The sequence below is a fragment of the Helicobacter ailurogastricus genome, assembly GCF_001282945.1.
Classification (GTDB): domain Bacteria; phylum Campylobacterota; class Campylobacteria; order Campylobacterales; family Helicobacteraceae; genus Helicobacter; species Helicobacter ailurogastricus.
In genome coordinates, this window is record NZ_CDMG01000006.1 from 34,191 (window position 1) to 53,052 (window position 18,862).

The window sequence follows — 18,862 nt, forward strand, 5'->3', positions numbered from 1 at the left end:
CAATGAAACCCCTAAAGGTTTTTGAGACAAGCCCAGAAGCTTTAAAGAGCTACCACACCGCCACGATCCAAACGAGCAAAGGAGCGATCAAGGTGCATTTATTCGGCGAAGATGCGCCCCAAGCTGTTACAAATTTTGCAACTTTGGCTAAGGAGGGTTTTTACAATGGCTTGAATTTTCATCGAGTCATTGCTGGCTTTGTAGCGCAAGGGGGGTGTCCGCTAGGCACAGGCATGGGTGGCCCAGAGTACCGCATCAAATGCGAAGTGGCAAACAACCCCCACAAGCACGAAAGGGGGGCGATGAGCATGGCACACGCCGGACGCGACACGGGGGGCAGTCAATTTTTCTTGTGTTTTACGCCCCAACCGCATTTAGACGGCGAGCACACGGTTTTTGGGCAGATTGAAGATGAAGCTAGCCTACAAGTCCTAGATAGTCTCAAGCAGGGCGATAAGATTGAAAGCATCCAAATTTCGGCGCAATCTTGATCGTCTATGCTGATTTTATCGCGCAAGTTAGGGGAGGGGGTTGTTATTGGCGACTCGGTTTATGTGCGGGTCATCTCCATTGACAAGGGGAGTGTGAAGCTGGGCTTTGAAGCCCCCTCACACACTTTAATTTTGCGCTCGGAGCTTAAAGAGGCGGTGGCTTTGGAGAATAAAAAAGCGTCTAAAGATGTGAGCGACTCTCTTTTGGCAGGCATTGGTAAAGAGCTGGGTAAAATCGATTGAATTTGTTTTCTTGTCTTGTTTATCCAAAGATCAATGTCTTTTTAAAGATTGTCGGCAAAAGCGGGGGCTATCATTTACTCAACTCCCGCCTGTGCTTGGTGCGAGGCTTGCACGATGTGCTCTGTGTTAAAAGCGCCCCCAAATTTAGCCTAAAGGGCGATTTTGATTGCCCTTTAGCGCAAAACACCCTTTACAAGGCGTGGTGGCTTTTAAAAGAGAGACTAAAACCTGCTTTGCGCTCGCGTGTTGAGGGCTTACAAATAGAGGTGCAAAAACAAATCCCCGCAGGTGGGGGGCTTGGGGGGGGGAGTGCCGATGCGGGAGTGTTTTTAAGAGAGGTCAATAGACATTTAGATTTGGGTTTGGATTTAGAGCAATTGTATCAAATTGGCGCGCAGGTGGGGGCGGATGTGAATTTTTTTATCTCGGGTTTTTCTAGCGCAAATGTGAGCCATTTTGGGCAGATTGTGCAAGATTTTAAAGAAGAACCTTTAGAGGTGAAACTTAGCACCCCTCCTTTAAAGTGCGTGACGGCTAAAGTTTATCAAGCGTTTAAAACCCCCACAGCGTTTAACCCTGCTTGGGCTTCAAAGACAAGCCCAGAGCTTCTAAAGGCCTACACAGCACAAGAGTTAAACGACCTTTACGCCCCGGCTTTGTCGCTTTATCCTGCCCTCAAAGAACACGCTAAATCTCTAGATCAAAATTATTTGTGGTTTTTTAGCGGGAGCGGGAGCAGCTTTTTTGGGCTCAAGGGGGGCGCATGAAAGAAATTGCCCGCAATAAAAAGGCCTTTTTTGATTACGAGATTTTAGAGAGCCTAGAGGCGGGGGTGGTGCTGGCAGGCTCTGAAGTCAAGGCTATTCGAGCGGGGCGTGTCAATTTAAAGGATAATTTTGTTAAGATCATTAGAGGCGAAGCCTTTTTATTTGGCGTGCATGTTTCGCACTTGCAAACGGCAAGTGCCCACTACACGCCCGATGAGAGACGGGTGCGTAAGCTGTTGTTTCACAAAAAGCAACTTGCTAAGTGGTCCGCCCAAGTGGGGCAACAACGCCTAAGCATTGTTGCCTTGAAATTGTATTTTAACGCTAGAAATCGGGTAAAATTGCAAGTCGCCCTCGTGCGGGGCAAGAAACTTTACGATAAGAGAGAAAGCATGAGACAAAGGGTTTTAGACATGGAAGCTAAGAGCCAATTAAAGCACAGAGGCTAGTATGGGTGATTTTAACTTAAAAGAAATGGTGGATTATGGGATTTTGGGCTTTTTGGGCTTTTTATCCGTGATTGTGATTGCCATAGGCATTGAGCGGGTGTGGTTTTACGCCACCGTGCGAGTCGATGACTACACCGATAAACGCAAGCTCGAACTAGACTTGCACCGCCGCTTGACCCTAGTCGCCACGATCGGTTCGAATGCGCCCTATGTGGGCTTGCTTGGCACCGTAACGGGCATTATGATCACCTTTATTGAGCTGGGCAACACCACAGGAGTGGATACAAAGGCGATCATGGTCGGTTTGGCTTTGGCGTTGAAATCTACGGGCATGGGGCTGATTGTGGCGATTCCTTCAGTGGTGATTTACAACATGCTTGTGCGAAAAAGCGAGATCATCGCCACAAAGTGGGACATTTACCACCACCCCGCCACGGCCGACACAAATTACAACCGCCTAGACACGGACCTTTAGCATGAAAAAAATCGACTCAATGAATGTTGTTCCATTCATTGATATCATGCTTGTGCTCTTGGTGATTGTGCTCACCACCGCTTCTTTTGTATCCACTTCTAAATTGCCTATCAACATTCCCAAAGTGGATCAAAGCTCTAACAAGGCCGAAGATGTCCTCAATAAAAAGCAGGTGAGCATCGCCATCTCGCATAAGGGCGAATTTTACCTAGATAAAAAGAAAGTGAGTTTTGAGGCGTTGAGGCAGGCGGTGGCGCGGTATGCTAAAGACACACCCATCATTTTGCAAGGCGATAAAAACAGCAACTTAGATAGTTTTGTTAAGGTTGTGGATTTGCTCCAAACCCACAACCTTAACCAGCTGTATATTTTAGTTGAAGATAAAAACAGCACCCGCTGAATTTAGATAGCTTTTAGCCAAGTTTGGCTAGAATGGCCCTTTTGAAAATTTTAAAGGAACAAAATGAAACGCACTTACCAACCCCACAACACGCCCAAAAAGCGCACGCACGGCTTCCTTGTGAGGATGAGAACCAAGAACGGGAGAAAAGTCATTAAAGCCCGCCGTGCCAAAGGAAGGAAGCAATTAGCCGTTTGATTCTTGCGGCGTGCAATCCCTAAAAACCACCAAGCAGTTTTCTTACACCTATAAAAAAGGCATGCGGACACAGGGGGCTTTTTTTGCCATTTACAGCTTGCCTTTGGAGGGTTTGCCCCCTTTTTTTGGCCGCCCCCAAACTTCTTTACTCGGTCTTAGCGTGTCTAAGAAAGTGGGTAAAGCGGTGCAGAGAAATTTACTCAAAAGGCGGGTGCGTTCCATTTTCACAAACGCCCGTCTAGAGAAAAAACAAGTGGTGGTGTTTGTCGCTAAAACAGGGATTGCCAGTTTAAGCTACCTAGAATTGAAGCAGCAGATTTTGGCGTGCTTGAAGCGCAAGAGCCCTAGCAAACCCGCCTTGAGGCGTGCATGAATTTTGCCCTAGCCTTGTTGCGCTTTTACCGCGCCTACTTGTCCCCGCTAAAGCCCGCCACTTGCCGTTTTTACCCGAGTTGCTCCACTTATGCGCTGTGGCTCTTGCCCCGCGAATCTTTGCCTAAAGCCCTTTTAAAAATCGCTCGTCGTTTGCTCTCTTGCCACCCCTTTCATCCCGGCGGGATTGATTACCCCACCACGAGCAAGCCCCTATGCCCCAAACACGCCGCCCCCAGTGCGTTTAAACTCAGCTACTACCTCGTGCCCTTAAGCCCCAACTCTAAAACTTACTATATCCTCAAGGTCCGCCCGTGAATGAAAACAATTCCAAATTCATTTTAGCCATCACCCTGTCCTTTGTCTTTTTGATCGCTTACAGCTACTTTTTCCAGCCCAAGCCAGAGAACAAGGCGCAACAAATCACCCAAAACGCCCCAAGCGCGCAAGGACAAGCCACAGGCTTGTCCTCCCACACCGCTCCAAGCACCCTAGAGCAAGCCTTGCAACCCACACAAAACACTCCCATCATCGCTTCTGTGCGCTCCAAGGGGGTAGAAATTGAGATCGACTCGCTGGGACGCATCGCACAGGTGTATTTAAAAGATAAGAAATTCACGGCGCACCGCCAAGAGGGCTTTTTAGAGCATGTCAAAGAGCTTTTAGGGTGGGCCAAAGCTAAACCTCCCCTAGAAAAGTTGCCCTTATTGGGCGCGGATTCTTTAAAGCCTTTGGAATTGCGCTTTCTTGACAATGGCTTAAATGTAGAGGCCTTTAAGACCCCCTACACCGCTTCGGCTAAAGAAATTAGCTTAAGCAACACCCCCCAAAGTTTGGTACTGACCCAAGAGTTAAACAACCTCACTTTAACCAAAACCCTAACCTTTTACCCCAATCTCACCTACGATTTAAAAATCCACATCCAGCCCAAAGGGGCGCTAAACACCGCTTATGTCTTGTCTAATGGCGCAAGGCCCGTGGCCGATGCCGATGGCTACGCTTTCCATGGCGTGCTTTTAGGTACACAAGACCATAAATTAGAAAAAATTGAGGACGGCAAGGCAAAAGAGACCCAAACTTTTAAAGCCACGACCTTTATCGCCAGCGTGGATCGCTACTACACTTCTTTATTTTTTGCCAACACTCCCCTAGATGCGATCGTGGATACGCAACCAAGCAAAGACCCCCTGCCCTTTGTGTCCTTAAAGGGCGATGCCAGCTTGCACGGCTACATAGGGCCAAAAGATCACCGCCTACTGGCCCAAATCTCCCCCGCTCTTACCGATGTGATTGAATACGGCATCATCACCTTTTTTGCCCGCCCCGTGTTTCTCTTGCTCGACTTTTTACACAACTACACCCACAACTGGGGCTGGGCGATCATTTTATTGACTCTCATTGTGCGCATCATTCTCTACCCCTTGAGCTATAAGGGCATGGTGAGCATGCAAAAAATCAAAGACCTCGCCCCCAAAATGAAAGAGTTGCAAGAGAAATACAAGAGCGACCCGCAAAAACTCCAAATGCACATGATGCAACTTTATAAAAAACACGGCGCAAATCCTTTGGGCGGGTGCTTGCCACTGCTCTTGCAAATCCCCGTTTTCTTTGCCATTTATCGGGTGCTTTACAACGCCGTAGAGCTTAAAAGCGCGGGCTGGATGCTGTGGATTCACGACCTATCTTTCATGGACCCCTATTTTATCCTGCCCCTTTTAATGGGCGTTTCGATGTACGCCCAACAAGCCCTAACGCCTAGCACCATCACCGACCCCACGCAGGCAAAAATCTTTAAAATGCTGCCCTTATTTTTTACAGTTTTCTTGATCACTTTTCCTGCGGGGTTAGTCCTTTATTGGACAACAAATAATATTTTTTCTATCATCCAGCAGTGGGTGATCAACCAAATGCTTGACAAGAAAAAGGCTAGAGAAATCGCCGAGCACAAACACAGGAGCTGACATGCAAACCATTAACGCCCCGAGCCTAGAAGAGGCGATCATCAAGGCTTCTGCTGTGCTGGGCTGTTCGGTCGTGGATTTGGAATATGAAGTGATCCAAGCCCCTAGCAAGGGCTTTTTAGGCTTGGGCAAAAAAGAAGCCGTTATACAAGTGCAAAAAAAGCCCCAACAAGCCCAGCTCGCTCAAAACCTAGAAGAGCAAGGTGAAAGCGTTAAACAAACCGATAGCTCTAAGCAAACCGTTGGTTTGCTTTCCCAAAGCCTGCAAGACACGAAATTACAAGAAATCCAAACCGAGTTGGAGAGTCTGTTTAGCCACTTGCCCTACGACATAGACCAGATCGCCGTGAGCTTTTATAACCCCCAAACCCTTTTGATTGAAATCAATGGCCCAGATTCGGCGCTCATCATAGGCGAAAAGGGCTATCGCTATAACGCCCTATCTTACTTGCTCTTTAACTGGATACACCACAAATATAACTACAATATCCGCCTAGAAGTCGCCAGCTTTTTAAAAGACCAAGAGGAGATCATGGAGGTGTATTTGCAGGGCGTGGTGATGGCCGTGCACGAAGTTGGCAAGGCGCAAACCAAACCTTTAGACGGCATGTTATTACACATTGCGTTAAAACGGCTCAGAGAAACTTTTCCGCATAAACATGTCGGCATAGAGCAAAACAGCCAAAACGAATCGGTTGTCGTGGTGAATGACTGACACCATCGCCGCCATCGCCACTGCCCCCGCTCAGGGCGCAATTGCCATTATTAAACTCAGCGGCACGGACAGCCTAAAGATTTTACAAACCCTAACACACCGGCAACACTTCCCCCCTAGAAGGGCTATTTTAGTCGATTGCTTTGAGCCTAGCGGGGATTTATTAGATCAAGCCATTGCCCTTTACTTTAAAGCCCCGCACAGCTACACGGGCGAGGATGTCGTTGAAATCCAGTGCCACGGGGGGGTTGTGGTGGCGCGACTCATCTTGCAAGCTTGTTTGCAAGCGGGGGCAAAACTGGCGATGGGAGGAGAGTTTAGCAAACGGGCGTTTCTGAATAACCGCATGGATTTATCCCAAGTGCAGGCCGTGCAACAACTCATAGAAACGCAAAACGCTTCTATGGCAAAGGTGATGGCAAAACAACTTAAAGGGAGGCTCAAAGACTTCGTGCAATCTGTGCGAGAGGCACTTTTAAAGTTGCTTGCCAGTGCTGAGGTGCTGATTGATTACGCCGATGAAGACTTACCTGAGAACTTGCCCGAGGTTATGCGGGCTAGGATGCAACCCACCTTAGACAAACTAAAACAGGTTTTAGAAACCTCAAGGGCAAGGCAAGCCCAGCTTGAGGGCTACACCTTAAGCATCGTGGGTAAGCCCAATGTGGGTAAAAGCTCGCTTTTAAACGCCCTTTTGGCGCAAGAGCGTGCGATTGTAAGCCCCTTGGCGGGCACCACTAGAGACACAATAGAAGAGGTGATTTATCTTAACGGGAGTTGTGTGCGCCTCGTGGATACAGCTGGCATTAGAGAGGGGGCGGATGTGATCGAGCGCTTAGGCATTGCCAGAAGCAAAGCGCGCATGCAAGAGAGCCAAATCATTTTGGCTTTGTTTGACTTGAGTCAAGAGCTAGACAAGCAAGACATCCAAATTTTAGACCTGCTTAAAACCCAAGCGCATAAAAGCATCCTTGTGGTGTTTAACAAGAGCGATTGTGCTAAAAAGCTGGACACCCGCGCCCTTTTAGAGCAACTCCCCTTTTTAAAAGCCCCCCCACTCTTTTTGAGCGCCAAAGAAAGCCCTTGTTTGCCCTTGATCCAAGAAGCCCTAGCCCCTTTCATGCAAACCGACCTGCCCGATGTACTGCTTCCTGCACTCACGCAACAAGAGGCGTTGCAAGAAACGATAGAGCACTTACAGAGCGCACAAAAGCCCCTAGCAAGCCTAGAGCTAGAGCTCTTTGCCTACCACATCAAAGATGCCTTGCAAAGTTTAGGGCAAATCAGCCACCCCTACAACACAGAGGAAATGTTAGGGGTCATGTTTTCGCAATTTTGCTTAGGTAAGTAGCTAAAACACCCAGCCATAGTTAAAGAACACATTAAAGTGGCGCACGCCCTCTTTGATGGTGAGCGTCCCCACGAGTTCATCGGTGTTGATTTTGGCGCGGACATTTTGTTGGGCTAAGGGCAGGGCGATGCCGATGCTGTATTTGGAGTGTTTGTAGCGGTAATTAAAACCTGTGGTTAAGTCGATGTTGCCGCTATTGACAAAGCCCACCCCTTGTAAGCCATAGCCCTTCCACAACGCCCGAAAGCCTACGAACATGCCATAAGAGCTTTTAAATTTACGCAAACCCCCCCTTTTGTTTCTAAGGCGGTAGGTGCTGTAATTTGTCTTAAAGTCAATGAGCGCATTCATACCCACGCCAAAAGCCACTTGGTTAATCGTATGCACAAAGCCCATTTTTTTAGCATAGTTGTATTTTAAAATCCCATAGTAGGACAGCCCGAAGTAGTCGTTGAAGTATTGTTGGTAGCCGCCCATGACATTAAAGCCCACCATCGCCGAGGCGCTAGAGTTGTTGGTGGAGAGGACATTTTGCAAGGCGCGCATAAAAGCCGTGGGGTAAATGGGCGCGCTTTGGCTGGCTAGCTGGTTGTAATTTATGGGCAAATCCCCCGCCTTGCCCAAGGCCGTCCATACATCCACACCAATGCCGCCCATGCCCGCTTGGACATACTTGCTATCGATTTTATAGTACGGAGCATACGCATTCCAATTTTTTAGTTTGGGGCCTCCTATGGAGTCATACCAACCATTTTGGTAGGTCATGTTGCCATTGTGGCTGTAATCATTGACATGCCCAAATTCGTGCATCACCGTGATGATAGGCCATGTGTCGCCGTTGATATTGTTTGTGGCTAAAATTTTAGAATCTTTGAAGTTGATGAGGTAGGGCGAGATTCCAAAAACCCCGGGACCGCCTAGACCATCTAAACCAGTTGCGACAGCTTTTGGCGTTAGGGTGTCGATCACAATGGTTTTTTGACCCGTGTATTTGTCATAAACTTCTTGCTTGTTTAAGACATATTGATCGCAAGCGGTGTTGCTGCCACACTGCCCTTGCGCATTGGGGACGACATTAGGCTTAAAATTCCCGGGGCCATTGACGAGCTCAAAGTGGGCGTTTAAAACCGCTTGTTTAAATTCAGGGGAGCTTAACATGGCAGTGAGGTTTAAGAAGGTTTCTACCAGTCTCTCAGCATTTTGGGTACTCATATAAGCTGTCCACGAAAGGTTTGTTGGATCTGGATCTTTAAGTGTGCCCTCAATGTCAACGGTGATTTTGTTAAGATTGTTTAACACTTGTGTAGTGGTGGGGTCAGAGGTGCTTGAGGGCTCTAGGCTAAAAGTGGAGTTGGCGCTGCCCCCGGCTTTGGCGATGGCGGGGAGCAAATCCTCAGCCACCACGCTTTGAGTGAATTGGGGGATGTCTTTAAACATGCCCACCTTGACCTCTTGTCCGTTGGCATTTTTCATGTAAAGGTCTACATTGTGTAAGTTGTAGGGTAAAAAACTTTCAATGTGTAGCTTTCCATTTTCCAGTTGCATTTTGACCGGGTGGGTGGTGTAAAAAGTGATCGGGTTTTTACGGTTATCTAAGGCCGCTTGTGTGAAAGTGGGCGCAGCATTTAGCATGTAAGTGGACTCACAAATCACGCCCAGCGGGCAGGGGGGTTTTTTTTCAATGTCTTCTTTGGTTTCTAATAAGCCCGTCATTAACCCGCCTTCTACAAAAAAACCATCCTTGGGGTGCGCTGTCAAAAGAGCGGAACCGGTAACCACGAGGGAGAAAAGCCATTTGTGCATGCAAACACCTATGCTAATATAGTCATAAAGCTTCATTGTAACATTTTAAAACTTTAGACTTGTTGAGATCAAAACATGTTAGAAATTTTTATCAAAAAGTGTTTAAAAGGCACACAGGGGGACTTTTGCTTACAAGTGGATCTTTGCTTAAAATCCACGCAGACCATCGCCCTTATGGGGTCTTCTGGCGTGGGTAAAAGCACGCTATTACGCACCCTTGCTGGGCTAGAAACCCCAGATAGTGGCCGCATTGTCTTTAAGGGGCAGGTGTGGTGCGACACCAAAAAACAGATCAACCTAAGCTCTCAAGCGCGCAAAGTGGGTTTTGTGTTTCAAGATTATGGGCTTTTCCCCCATTTAAACACACAGCAAAATATCGCCTTTGCTAACCCCAAACACCCAAAAATTGCCGAGATCATCGCCCTCATGGAGCTAGAGGGGCTTTTAAAACGCCCGATCGCTACACTTTCAGGCGGACAGATGCAAAGGGTCGCTCTAGCGCGCGCGATTTTGCGCGCCCTTGATGGTGGGTCGTTGCTGTGTTTAGATGAGGGTTTGAGTGCGCTAGATGGGCGCATACGCTCCAAGTTGCAAGAGCAAATCAAGTTTTTAAGCGCGCATTTTAAACTCACCACTTTACTCATCACCCACGATCTATTAGAAGCCTACAAAATGGCAGACACTTTAATCTATTTACAAGCGCAGGGACAAACCCACAGCGCAAAAATCCAAAGCCTCAACCTCCCCTCGCAAAGTTTACAAGCCAAAGTACTTCAATGCCAAGATGCGCAAGCAACTTTGGCTCTAGAGCCACAAATTTTGCGCCTGCCTTGCGCTAAAGAGCTTAAAGAGGGTGCATGTGTGGTGCTCGAGTCTGACAATCTCACAATAAATGTGTTAGAATCCCCACTATGAATAACGTCTATGTACGCGAAGTGGATCAAAGGTTCTTGGAGCAACTGCGGAAGGTGTCGTTGTCGATGTTTCGCAAGGGGTTTTTTAGCATTTTTAGAGGCTCAATCTCGGCACGCATGGGAGCGACTCGCTTTCTCATCAACAAAAACAGCGCCGTTTTTGACAACTTGGACGAAGAGTCTTTCATTGTCTTGCAAGATAAATTAGATTATCGCTGGCGGGAGGCGAGCATGGACATTGGCATCCATGCAAGCATTTACCGCCACTTTACAGAAGCGCGCTTCATTGCCTATGGCCGCCCGCCACACGCCATCGCCTACTCCCTAACCCACGAATATTTAACCCCCAAAGATTACTTGGGTTGCACGCTTTTAGGGCAGAAGATCGAAATTTACGATCCCAAGAGCTATAGAGATTGGCAAGATCGATCCCCTGTGGATATTTTACACTATCTACAAGCGAGCAAAAGGCGGTTTATTTTTATTAAGGGTTGCGGAATTGTGGTCTATCACAGAGAGCTACAAGGCTTACTAAAGATCTTTGATTTGATCGAGGGGAGTTGCCAAATCCTGCAAATTGCCAACTTAGACCCGAGCCTAGCAAACCAAATAAGCTTGCTAAACCCACAGGCTTAAAGACGCAAGGTTACAGCCTGCTAGCGTGTTCTTTAAGGTATTCGGCCACGCCCTCATGGCTAGCTTTCATGCCTGCATCGCCTTTTTGCCAGCCGGCGGGGCACACTTCGCCATGTTCTTCAAAGAAAATCAAGGCATCGACCATGCGCAGCATTTCATCGACATTGCGCCCTAGGGGGAAGTCGTTGATCACCGCGTGACGGATTTTTTGGTGTTTGTCGATCAAGAAAGACCCCCTTAGAGCAATGGCGTTTTCAAAGAGCACATCATAAGCCCTAGAAATGTCCTTGGTGACATCTGCAATCAGGGGAAAAGTAACTTGGCCAATCCCGCCTCTTTCTACGGGGGTGTTTTTCCAAGCGTAATGCACCACTTCAGTGTCGGTAGAAACCCCGATCACATTAAAGCCCTTTTCGTTAAATTCTTTGACGCGGTGGTCAAAAGCGATGATTTCAGAGGGGCAAACAAAGGTAAAATCCTTAGGCCAAAAGAACAACACGACCCCATTGCGGCCCAAGTTTTTAGACAATTCAAAATGCTCATCCACCTGATTGTTGGGCAAAACAGCGGTGGCCTTAAAATCGGGAGCGACTTTGGTGACTAACATAAAATCTCCTTATAAACATTACTGGTTTTGTTAGCAAAGCTAACGGGCGCATTGTAGCCAAATCTCCATTAACAATCAAGGCGGGGTTTTAGGTATAATCCACTATTCTTAAGACTGCATTTTAAGGATTTTACTTGGCTTCAAAGAAGCGTTTTAGCCCCTCTAAAAATTTTTTGCGCGCGCTTGTCCAAATCTTTGCCCTGATCAACAAAAGGGATAAAAAAATCTTAGTTGTCTTGGTGTTGATGTCTATTTTTATGTCCTTGCTTGAAGTCTCTTCAATCAGTATGATCATGCCCTTCATCACTTTAGCCAGCTCGCCGGATTTGGTTTTATCCAACCCCTACGCCCGCGCGATTTACGACACACTGCATTTTAAAACCCCCCTGCACTTTGCCTACTTTTTTAGTTTTGCGCTCGTGGGGCTGTATGTGTTTCGCATGGGCTATGGTATCCTCTTTACCTACGCCAATAGCCGTTTTGCAAGCCAAAAGGCGCACGCGCTTGCCCAAAGGCTGTTCATGCACCACCTAAAAAGCTCTTACTTAGAGCACATCAACCTTAATCTAGACAAAATCCGCCACACCATTATGGAAAAAAGCGGGGGGGTTTTGATGGGCTTAAACGCCCTTTTAGGTCTGCTTTCAGAACTCAGCGTGATGCTTTTTTTGTACGGACTCTTGATCTACACCAACTGGAAAATGACCTTCATTTTGACTTTTATCCTTGTCTTGCAGGTGTTTTTCATCACAAAGTACATGTCTAAGCTCATACAAAAAAAAGGGCACATCTCTAACAGCACACAAACACAATCTTTTAAAATCCTTTCTAAATTCTTTGGCAATTTCAAGCTCACTAAGCTCAAAGACAACCACGAAGAAGCCTACCAAACCTTTAGCCAAAATAGCCTAAACAACGCCAAGGCCAACACCACCTACCGCACTTTGCAGGCGATCCCCAGCCGTTTTTTAGAAACCGTGGGCTTTAGCTTGCTGATTTTATCGGTCGCCTATGTGTTACACAAATACGGGGAGGCTAAAATGGTCTTGCCCATCATCTCCATGTATGCCCTCGCACTTTATCGCATGCTGCCCTCGCTCAACCGCATTTTAGAGCAATACAACACCATTTGTTACCAACAACAGGCCATCAACAGCGTTTATAAAGATTTGAGTCGCTTTATCCAAGAAGAGGGGGATTTAGCTTTGCCCTTTAAAGAGCGCATCCGCTTAAGAAAAGTCAGCTTTGCCTACAAGCGCACCCACCCCATTTTACAAGGCGTGGATTTAGAGATCAAGCGGGGGCAAAAAGTCGCTTTCATCGGCCCTAGTGGGTGTGGTAAAAGCACTTTAGTGGATATCATTATGGGCGTGCTCTATCCAAACGAGGGACAAATTCTCATCGACAACACCCCCTTAACCCTCCAAAATATCCGCACATGGCGGCAAAAAATCGGCTACATCCCGCAACACATCTATTTATTTGACGGCAGCGCGGCCGAAAATGTCGCCTGCGGAAGCCCCTTAGATGAAAATAGAGTCATAGAAGTTTGTAAAATGGCGCATATCTACGATTTTTTATGCCAGCATAGAGGGATTGACACCATCATAGGCGAGGGAGGGATCAATTTAAGCGGGGGGCAAAAGCAACGCTTGGGCATCGCGCGCGCTCTCTATGACAACCCCGAGATTTTAGTGCTAGATGAGGCCACCTCAGCCCTAGACACCCCCACAGAAACCAAAATCATGGAAGAGATTTACAGCGTGGCTCAGGGTAAAACCTTGCTTGTCATCGCCCACCGCCTCAGCACCATTGAGCGCTGCGATGTCAAAATTGATCTAAGCAAGCCTGTCGTGTGAGTGCGTCCAAATCCAGTCTAGCAAAGTGGTTGATGTAAGCCTTTGGCAAGAGGTTTTGCAAAACGGGGTTGTTGTAGCCTAGAAAGGGGATTTTATTTGCCTGCGCGCTTTCATGATCGCTTCTGCTATCTCCAATCAAAACCATTTCGCTGGGCGCATAGCCGTAGTTGGCGCACATATTCGCTAAAATTTTGGCCTTAGCCGGGGGTGCGCCCTTAATGCTTTTAAAGTAGGGCAAGAGTCCTAAAAACTCACACAACACCTGCAACTCGCTATGCAAAGCCGCCGAAGCGATGTGGAAAATATATTTCTTATGGTTTGCTTTGATGAAGTCCAAAACTTCAGCATTTAAATGCTCTCTTGAAAAAAGGTCCTTAGCGATGATTTGCCCAAATTCCTCCACCAAAGCGTTGATTGTGTCCGCCTCGATGCTTTTTTTTAAAATCTTTGTGTAAAAGTGGGCGATTTTATCAAATCTGCTCACCCCGCCGTTGGCATAATGGTAGTCCTCAAAGGCTTTCAATGCCCTTTCATCTGCCTTTGTGTGGCGTTGAAACAACACCTTAAAGCCCTCACCTTTTAAGTGCATGCTGTCAAACACCACCCCATCAAAATCCCACACCACAATTTTTAATGCCATGCAAACCCTTTTTTCATACCCTACCAAATTTGCGTTGTCTTTGGTTAAACAACGCGATGATTTCGGCCAAATGCGTGGGCGTGAAGTCTGGCCAAAGCACGGGGCTAAAAAACAACTCGGCATAACTAGATTGCCACAATAAAAAATTAGAAAGGCGCATCTCGCCGCCCGTGCGCACCAACAAATCCACATCGGGCAGCCCCGCCGTGTCTAAATGCGCACCGATCAGCTCTTGCAAATTCCCCTTTAAGCCCAACTCAAGTACACGCCCACAGGCCCTAGCGATCTCATCGCGCCCGCCGTAATTTAAGGCTAAAACTTGCGTCAAGGCGGTGTGCTCGGCGGTTTCTTGCTCTAAACTTAAAATGGTTTTTTGTAAGGCAGGATTGAATCTCTTTAAATTGCCAATGGCCTTAAAGCGGATTTTATGCTCTAAATAAGTGGGGCGTTCTTGAATTAAATATTTCTTCAGCATGCGCATCAAAAAATCCACTTCCGTTTGAGGGCGACTCCAATTCTCGGTAGAAAAGGCGTAAAGCGTGAGGTAGGCGATGCGCTCTTTGGCGCACCAAATGGTGATGTTTCTTAGGGCGTTGATCCCCTGCTGGTGTCCATGTGTGCGCGGCTTGCCCTGCAATTTCGCCCACCGCCCATTGCCATCCATGATGATTGCTAAATGCACTAAATCATTCATCACTGCATAGATCGACCAAGTAGGCAATGTGTTGGAAGGGGATTTTAGAATGCTGACTCAAGCCCACTTCGCAAGTGCTGGAGCTGCAAAAGCCCTTTTTGAGGTTTTTATCGCGATAAAAGTCAGCAAAATCTAGCAAAGCGTGATCGTTTAATTCGGGTGTTAAAAAGCCCTTATTGCCCGCAAAGCCACAACAACCCGTGTCTATGTGCTCGACAATCTCCCCGCGCACGCACGCTTGAGCCAAATGGCGCATATTTTCAGAATAGCCCAAGCGTTTTGCCGCACACATGGTGTAAAGAGCGATATTTTCTTCTAAAGGCTCGATTTTTAAATGCTCCAATAAATGCTCTTGTATAAAAATGGGCATGTCATAAATTTGCAGCCCTGCATTTTCTAACTGCTCGATTAAATACGCGCTGCATGCGCTGTGATCCAACACAATGGGGATCGACCCATTTTGTGAGAGGTTTTTTAAAAGTTGGGCGTTTTTTTGTGTGTTTTGCGCGCTTAAATCCTTGTAATCGATAAATGCCTTGCCACAACAAAATTTAGGCAGCTCTGGCGGATAAAGCACCCCAAAGCCCGCTTTTTTACACAGCGACTCGAAGACCTCCTGCAAACTGCGCTGATCGGGCATCAATTTAGAGGGGGCAAAAGCCCGATTGATGCAGGTAGAAAAATACAGCACATTTTTCGTGGCCGGCTTGCTGCTTAGTTTGTAGTTGTTTTTTCTAGGCATGTAATTTGAAACAACGGGCGTGCCTAGTTTGGCGTGCAGTTTTTGGCTGCACTTGTGGATCAAATGAGTCCCCAAAGCCACCTGCCCCATTTGCACCACACCTAAGCCTGCCTTAAGCGCGCCCACCGTTGTGTCCATGTGCTTTAAAATCTCTTTGGCTAAAAAGGGAGCTTTTTCTTTGGTGCGGGTTTTAAGCGCAATGGATGCGCTGTCAATCCCTAAGGGGCAAAGCGTGGAGCACATATGACACGCCGCACAGGTTTCATCACTTAAATATTTATAGCCCTCTAAAAGCTCTTCCAGCAAAGCTCGATCTGTGGCTAGCCCTTGCGCTGCTCTCTTGCTCAAATAGGCGATCTCTCTTTGCAACCCTATGCGCTGGCGGGGGGTGAGCGATAGATAGCGGCTAGGGCAAATGCGCTCACAAAAGCCACACTCCATGCAAGGCTCTAACTCGGGAGCAATCGGCACGCTCTCTTTTAAATTTTTGGTGTGGATTTGTGGGTCGTTGGAGAGAATCACATCGGGATTTAGTAGGTGATCGGGGTCAAACAGGGCTTTAATGCGCTTGCAAAGATCGTAAGCCTTTGTGCCCCATTCCAACTCCACAAAGGGAGCGACCATGCGCCCCGTGCCATGCTCGGCTTTGATCGAGCCTTGCAAAGAGGCCACCATGTGGGCTAAATCCTCCATGAGCGCGCTAAATTGCGCCCGCTCTTTGGGGTTTTCTAAAAGTGGGGTGATTAAAAAGTGCAAGTTGCCACTCAAAGCGTGCCCAAAAATCACGCTGTGCTCTTTAAAGCCGTGCTTGTCTAACAACTCTTGTAGCTTGGCAATCCCCTCTTGTAAATGCTCCATGTCAAAGCACAAATCCTCTGTGATCACACTTGTGCCCGTGCGCCGTCTGCCCGCCACAATGGGGAAAAGCCCTTTTCTAATTTTCCACCATGCGTTGTAGGTGTTGGGGTCTGTGCTTTGGGCAAGGGGCAAGATCGTGGGGATGGCCTGCAACTTTTCAAGCACAAAGGCACGATTGGCCTCAAGGGTGTTTAAATCTGTGGCTTCTAATTGTGCCAAAATGCAAGCATAGCCGGATTTCACCTCATTTAACACACTAGGCATCCCCTCCACGCCCTGCATGCTGGCTAAACAAGCGCCATCCATCAGCTCGGCCGCGCTGATTTTATCTGCATTTTGGGCCAAAACTTGCACCCCTTTTAAGCCCTCCGTTAAACTCTCATAAAAGAGTAAAAAACAAGCCTTGTAGGGCAAGTCTGGCACGCAATGAAGCTCACAGCTGGAGATAAAACCAAGCGTGCCCTCCGAGCCAATGAATAAATGGCTTAAAATCTCTATAGGGTCGTCAAAGTCTATCAAGGCGTTTAGGCTATAACCTGTGGTGTTTTTAATTTTGTATTTCTTTTCAATGAGGGCGTGCAATTGATGATCGGCCAACACCTCTTGGCGCAGGGTTAAAAGCCCCTCTAATAGCTGGGCGTGGCTTTGTCTAAAGGATTCAACGCTCTCTTTTTTGCTCGTGTCTAAGAGGGTGCCATCTGCTAAAACCACACGGATGGATTTTAGGGTTTTGTAGCTGTTTTGCGCCACCCCACAACACATGCCACTGGCGTTGTTGCCTAAAATCCCTCCCACCATGGCCGTGGCGATGGTGGCCGGATCTGGGCCGATTTTTCGCTGGTAGGGCTTTAGGGCGTTGTTTGCCTGCGCGCCGATGACCCCACAGCCTAGACGCACGCTTTGCCCCCCATTTTGCGCTTTGATCTCTTGCCACCCTAAATTAGCCATAACCAGCACCCCACTGCCACACGCCTGCCCTGAAAGGGAGCTGCCCGCTGCCCTAAAGGTTAGGGGCGTGTTGTGCTTTTTGGCTAGAGCGCAAAGGCGCATGACCTCGCTCTCGTGGCGGACTTTAACGACCAATTCGGGGATATAGCGATAACAAGACGCGTCGATTCCATAGACCACGCGGCGCAAATAATCCTTATAAATCCTCTCGCCCAAAAACTCTTGGGCTTCTTGGTAAAAGGCGATGTAATTTTGTGACATGGATAAACCTTATTCAAGCTTTTTAAAAACCCAAAGAACATTTTACCACCACCTCATAAAATTCTCAAAAAACCATGGAAACTTTCACCAAAACCTCTTAAGTTGGTGGCAGATCGCATCACTAAAGTGTTTGCCCATGGTGCATTTACAAAGGGCTTACACAATTTGATATTTGATGAAGGATATGGGATGATAGACGGCAATATTGTGATCATCAATGAAGCAGAGGATGGCTTAAACCTCTCTACACAAAAGGTGGGGCATCACGTTTGTTGTTAGTGCCTACTCGCTCAAAAGGTGTGGATAATCATCCAAACTTTGATGTTTAAAAAATCATGTAGCAAGAAGAATATCGCACTAGAATAACTATAAAAACAGAAAAAAGAGTCAAGGCATTAGTGTGTAATGCTTAACAAAATAAATGACAAATGACATGACAGGCTGTCTGAAATAAAAAATTCTACTGGTATGCTATCATGTCAGCATACCGCTATGCTACTGAGAGGATCATATGAAACTGGCTAAATTTGCCTTAACTTGCGATGGGGAGAAGATCGCCAGCTTAGAGCAGCTCAAAGAACATTTTAACCTCTTAGATGTGTTGGAACATTACAAAACTAACGCCCTATGGCATTGGCTTAGATCAAGGGGTTATTAAAATGAGTTGGCGGGTATAGGAGCGATCACAGCTACACAAGATACGGAGATTTTAAAAGCCTTGTGTCAGGTTTTTGGGATAGAGGCGGATCAACGGATGATCCAAGAGGTGCTAGAGGATCGCAAGCACATGGAGGAAAAGGAGGCACTGCAAACAAAACTTAAAGAGTATAAGAAGCAAATACAGGTTTTAAAAACCACACCCCCAGCCCCTACACAACACACCCAAAGCCCTGAAGAGAGAACAAAGACTTACAGCACGCTCAAAGAACAACTCATTAATGCCCAAGACGTAGAGAGTGGCGAAACAGTTTTGAAAGAGGTGCTCAAAGATTACACTGATTTGCTAGCGTTAGATAAGCTCAATGTGGTGGATTCTTTATATAACAAAGATGGAGTTAAGTGGTCTGTGTGTAACAAGGAATTCAAGGTCAATCGTATTCTCTTATTTCTCCTCCTGGCTAGCCATGTTTTTAAAGCAGGAGAAATACGCAATGAATGGCAGCACGAGGAACTATGCTTCAAGGGGCGTTATGGCGAGTTTCTGATGCCACTTGCTGCACTCTTGGGTAGGAGGGTGTGCCATCTTGCTCTGGAAGCGAAACCAAAGGAGACCCATAATTTTGGCAAACTGGTCTGTTATGAGGATAGAAGAGGTTTCAGCGCAGACGATCTAAAACGCATTGGTGGACTTTTCGTTGCTAGCACTTTCAAATTTAGGGAGAGTCTGGGTAATAGTAGTATATACAACGGCTATAGTGTAGGATATTTTGAACTCGATCTCTAAGGACCCCCCCCATGCCAACCTCTCTAACCTACCA

Annotated in this window: 22 protein-coding genes; 17 read left to right on the forward strand and 5 right to left on the reverse strand. The window is 47.1% G+C overall.

The features are described from left to right. Window positions 1-2 precede the first annotated feature (2 nt). The 12 genes from HAL07_RS04785 to mnmE all read left to right on the forward strand — a co-directional run bounded on the left by HAL07_RS04785 (window position 3) and on the right by mnmE (window position 7,422). A complete protein-coding gene (locus HAL07_RS04785; protein WP_053941988.1) occupies window positions 3-491 on the forward strand; it encodes a peptidylprolyl isomerase in 489 nt (162 codons plus the stop codon). Between the two features lie 6 nt (window positions 492-497). After that, entirely contained in the window at window positions 498-734 is a 237-nt protein-coding gene (locus tag HAL07_RS04790; protein WP_053941987.1) for a carbon storage regulator, read from the forward strand. After that, the gene (locus HAL07_RS04795; protein ID WP_238374490.1) at window positions 731-1,501 is read left to right on the forward strand and encodes a 4-(cytidine 5'-diphospho)-2-C-methyl-D-erythritol kinase; all 771 of its coding nucleotides are present in this window, start codon (window positions 731-733) and stop codon (window positions 1,499-1,501) included. Before HAL07_RS04790 ends, HAL07_RS04795 begins: the two co-directional genes overlap by 4 nt. Continuing rightward, window positions 1,498-1,950 (forward strand): SsrA-binding protein, encoded by a 453-nt coding sequence (gene smpB / locus HAL07_RS04800; protein WP_053945311.1) that lies wholly within the window; start codon window positions 1,498-1,500, stop codon window positions 1,948-1,950. Before HAL07_RS04795 ends, smpB begins: the two co-directional genes overlap by 4 nt. A gap of 1 nt (window position 1,951) precedes the next feature. Further along, complete coding sequence (exbB, locus tag HAL07_RS04805) at window positions 1,952-2,425, forward strand: TonB-system energizer ExbB (RefSeq protein WP_053941985.1); 474 nt, start codon at window positions 1,952-1,954, stop codon at window positions 2,423-2,425. A 1-nt stretch (window position 2,426) separates the two neighbouring features. Continuing rightward, a complete protein-coding gene (locus tag HAL07_RS04810) occupies window positions 2,427-2,825 on the forward strand; it encodes an ExbD/TolR family protein (RefSeq protein ID WP_053945312.1) in 399 nt (132 codons plus the stop codon). A 63-nt stretch (window positions 2,826-2,888) separates the two neighbouring features. Further along, the gene (gene rpmH / locus HAL07_RS04815) at window positions 2,889-3,023 is read left to right on the forward strand and encodes a 50S ribosomal protein L34 (protein WP_053941983.1); all 135 of its coding nucleotides are present in this window, start codon (window positions 2,889-2,891) and stop codon (window positions 3,021-3,023) included. A gap of 10 nt (window positions 3,024-3,033) precedes the next feature. After that, window positions 3,034-3,396, forward strand: a complete 363-nt coding sequence (rnpA, locus tag HAL07_RS04820; RefSeq protein WP_053945313.1) for a ribonuclease P protein component — start codon at window positions 3,034-3,036, stop codon at window positions 3,394-3,396. Continuing rightward, on the forward strand, window positions 3,393-3,713 hold the full coding sequence (gene yidD, locus HAL07_RS04825; protein ID WP_053945314.1) for a membrane protein insertion efficiency factor YidD: 321 nt from the start codon (window positions 3,393-3,395) through the stop codon (window positions 3,711-3,713). Before rnpA ends, yidD begins: the two co-directional genes overlap by 4 nt. Next, entirely contained in the window at window positions 3,710-5,356 is a 1,647-nt protein-coding gene (yidC, locus tag HAL07_RS04830; RefSeq protein WP_053945315.1) for a membrane protein insertase YidC, read from the forward strand. The genes yidD and yidC overlap by 4 nt, the downstream gene beginning before the upstream one ends. Window position 5,357: 1 nt before the next feature. Then, window positions 5,358-6,071, forward strand: a complete 714-nt coding sequence (locus HAL07_RS04835; protein ID WP_053945316.1) for a Jag N-terminal domain-containing protein — start codon at window positions 5,358-5,360, stop codon at window positions 6,069-6,071. Beyond that, complete coding sequence (gene mnmE, locus HAL07_RS04840) at window positions 6,064-7,422, forward strand: tRNA uridine-5-carboxymethylaminomethyl(34) synthesis GTPase MnmE (protein WP_053945317.1); 1,359 nt, start codon at window positions 6,064-6,066, stop codon at window positions 7,420-7,422. Before HAL07_RS04835 ends, mnmE begins: the two co-directional genes overlap by 8 nt. Here the strand turns inward: mnmE and HAL07_RS04845 are convergent, their stop codons facing one another. Further along, the gene (locus tag HAL07_RS04845; RefSeq protein WP_156295942.1) at window positions 7,423-9,135 is read right to left on the reverse strand and encodes a porin family protein; all 1,713 of its coding nucleotides are present in this window, start codon (window positions 9,133-9,135) and stop codon (window positions 7,423-7,425) included. It abuts the gene before it with no gap. A 165-nt stretch (window positions 9,136-9,300) separates the two neighbouring features. Here HAL07_RS04845 and HAL07_RS04850 point away from each other — a divergent pair, with 165 nt between their 5' ends. Together HAL07_RS04850 and HAL07_RS04855 are read left to right on the forward strand one after the other, a co-directional pair. Continuing rightward, a complete protein-coding gene (locus HAL07_RS04850) occupies window positions 9,301-10,140 on the forward strand; it encodes an ATP-binding cassette domain-containing protein (protein WP_053941976.1) in 840 nt (279 codons plus the stop codon). Then, window positions 10,137-10,775: a class II aldolase and adducin N-terminal domain-containing protein gene (locus HAL07_RS04855; protein ID WP_202903480.1), complete on the forward strand. Its 639-nt coding sequence runs from the start codon at window positions 10,137-10,139 to the stop codon at window positions 10,773-10,775. Before HAL07_RS04850 ends, HAL07_RS04855 begins: the two co-directional genes overlap by 4 nt. A 10-nt stretch (window positions 10,776-10,785) precedes the next feature. Here HAL07_RS04855 and HAL07_RS04860 read toward each other — a convergent pair whose 3' ends face one another. Then, entirely contained in the window at window positions 10,786-11,382 is a 597-nt protein-coding gene (locus tag HAL07_RS04860) for a peroxiredoxin (RefSeq protein ID WP_053941975.1), read from the reverse strand. A 134-nt stretch (window positions 11,383-11,516) separates the two neighbouring features. Here HAL07_RS04860 and HAL07_RS04865 point away from each other — a divergent pair, with 134 nt between their 5' ends. After that, on the forward strand, window positions 11,517-13,241 hold the full coding sequence (locus tag HAL07_RS04865) for an ABC transporter ATP-binding protein/permease (RefSeq protein ID WP_053945319.1): 1,725 nt from the start codon (window positions 11,517-11,519) through the stop codon (window positions 13,239-13,241). On the opposite strand, the gene HAL07_RS04870 is transcribed toward HAL07_RS04865, so the two are convergent. Genes HAL07_RS04870 through HAL07_RS04880 form a run of 3 tightly spaced genes read right to left on the reverse strand, consistent with a single transcriptional unit; the run spans window position 13,210 to window position 17,384 of the window. Next, complete coding sequence (locus HAL07_RS04870; protein ID WP_053945320.1) at window positions 13,210-13,881, reverse strand: HAD family hydrolase; 672 nt, start codon at window positions 13,879-13,881, stop codon at window positions 13,210-13,212. The two genes, HAL07_RS04865 and HAL07_RS04870, sit on opposite strands and share 32 nt — an antisense overlap. Window positions 13,882-13,894: 13 nt before the next feature. Further along, window positions 13,895-14,578, reverse strand: a complete 684-nt coding sequence (locus HAL07_RS04875) for a di-trans,poly-cis-decaprenylcistransferase (protein WP_053941972.1) — start codon at window positions 14,576-14,578, stop codon at window positions 13,895-13,897. After that, window positions 14,568-17,384: an FAD-binding and (Fe-S)-binding domain-containing protein gene (locus HAL07_RS04880; protein ID WP_053945321.1), complete on the reverse strand. Its 2,817-nt coding sequence runs from the start codon at window positions 17,382-17,384 to the stop codon at window positions 14,568-14,570. The genes HAL07_RS04875 and HAL07_RS04880 overlap by 11 nt, the downstream gene beginning before the upstream one ends. Window positions 17,385-17,895: 511 nt before the next feature. On the opposite strand from HAL07_RS04880, the gene HAL07_RS07940 reads away from it, so the two are divergent. Together HAL07_RS07940 and HAL07_RS04885 are read left to right on the forward strand one after the other, a co-directional pair. Continuing rightward, window positions 17,896-18,042: a hypothetical protein gene (locus HAL07_RS07940; RefSeq protein WP_156295943.1), complete on the forward strand. Its 147-nt coding sequence runs from the start codon at window positions 17,896-17,898 to the stop codon at window positions 18,040-18,042. Between the two features lie 6 nt (window positions 18,043-18,048). Next, window positions 18,049-18,828: a hypothetical protein gene (locus HAL07_RS04885; RefSeq protein ID WP_053945322.1), complete on the forward strand. Its 780-nt coding sequence runs from the start codon at window positions 18,049-18,051 to the stop codon at window positions 18,826-18,828. The last annotated feature ends 34 nt before the right edge of the window (window positions 18,829-18,862 follow it).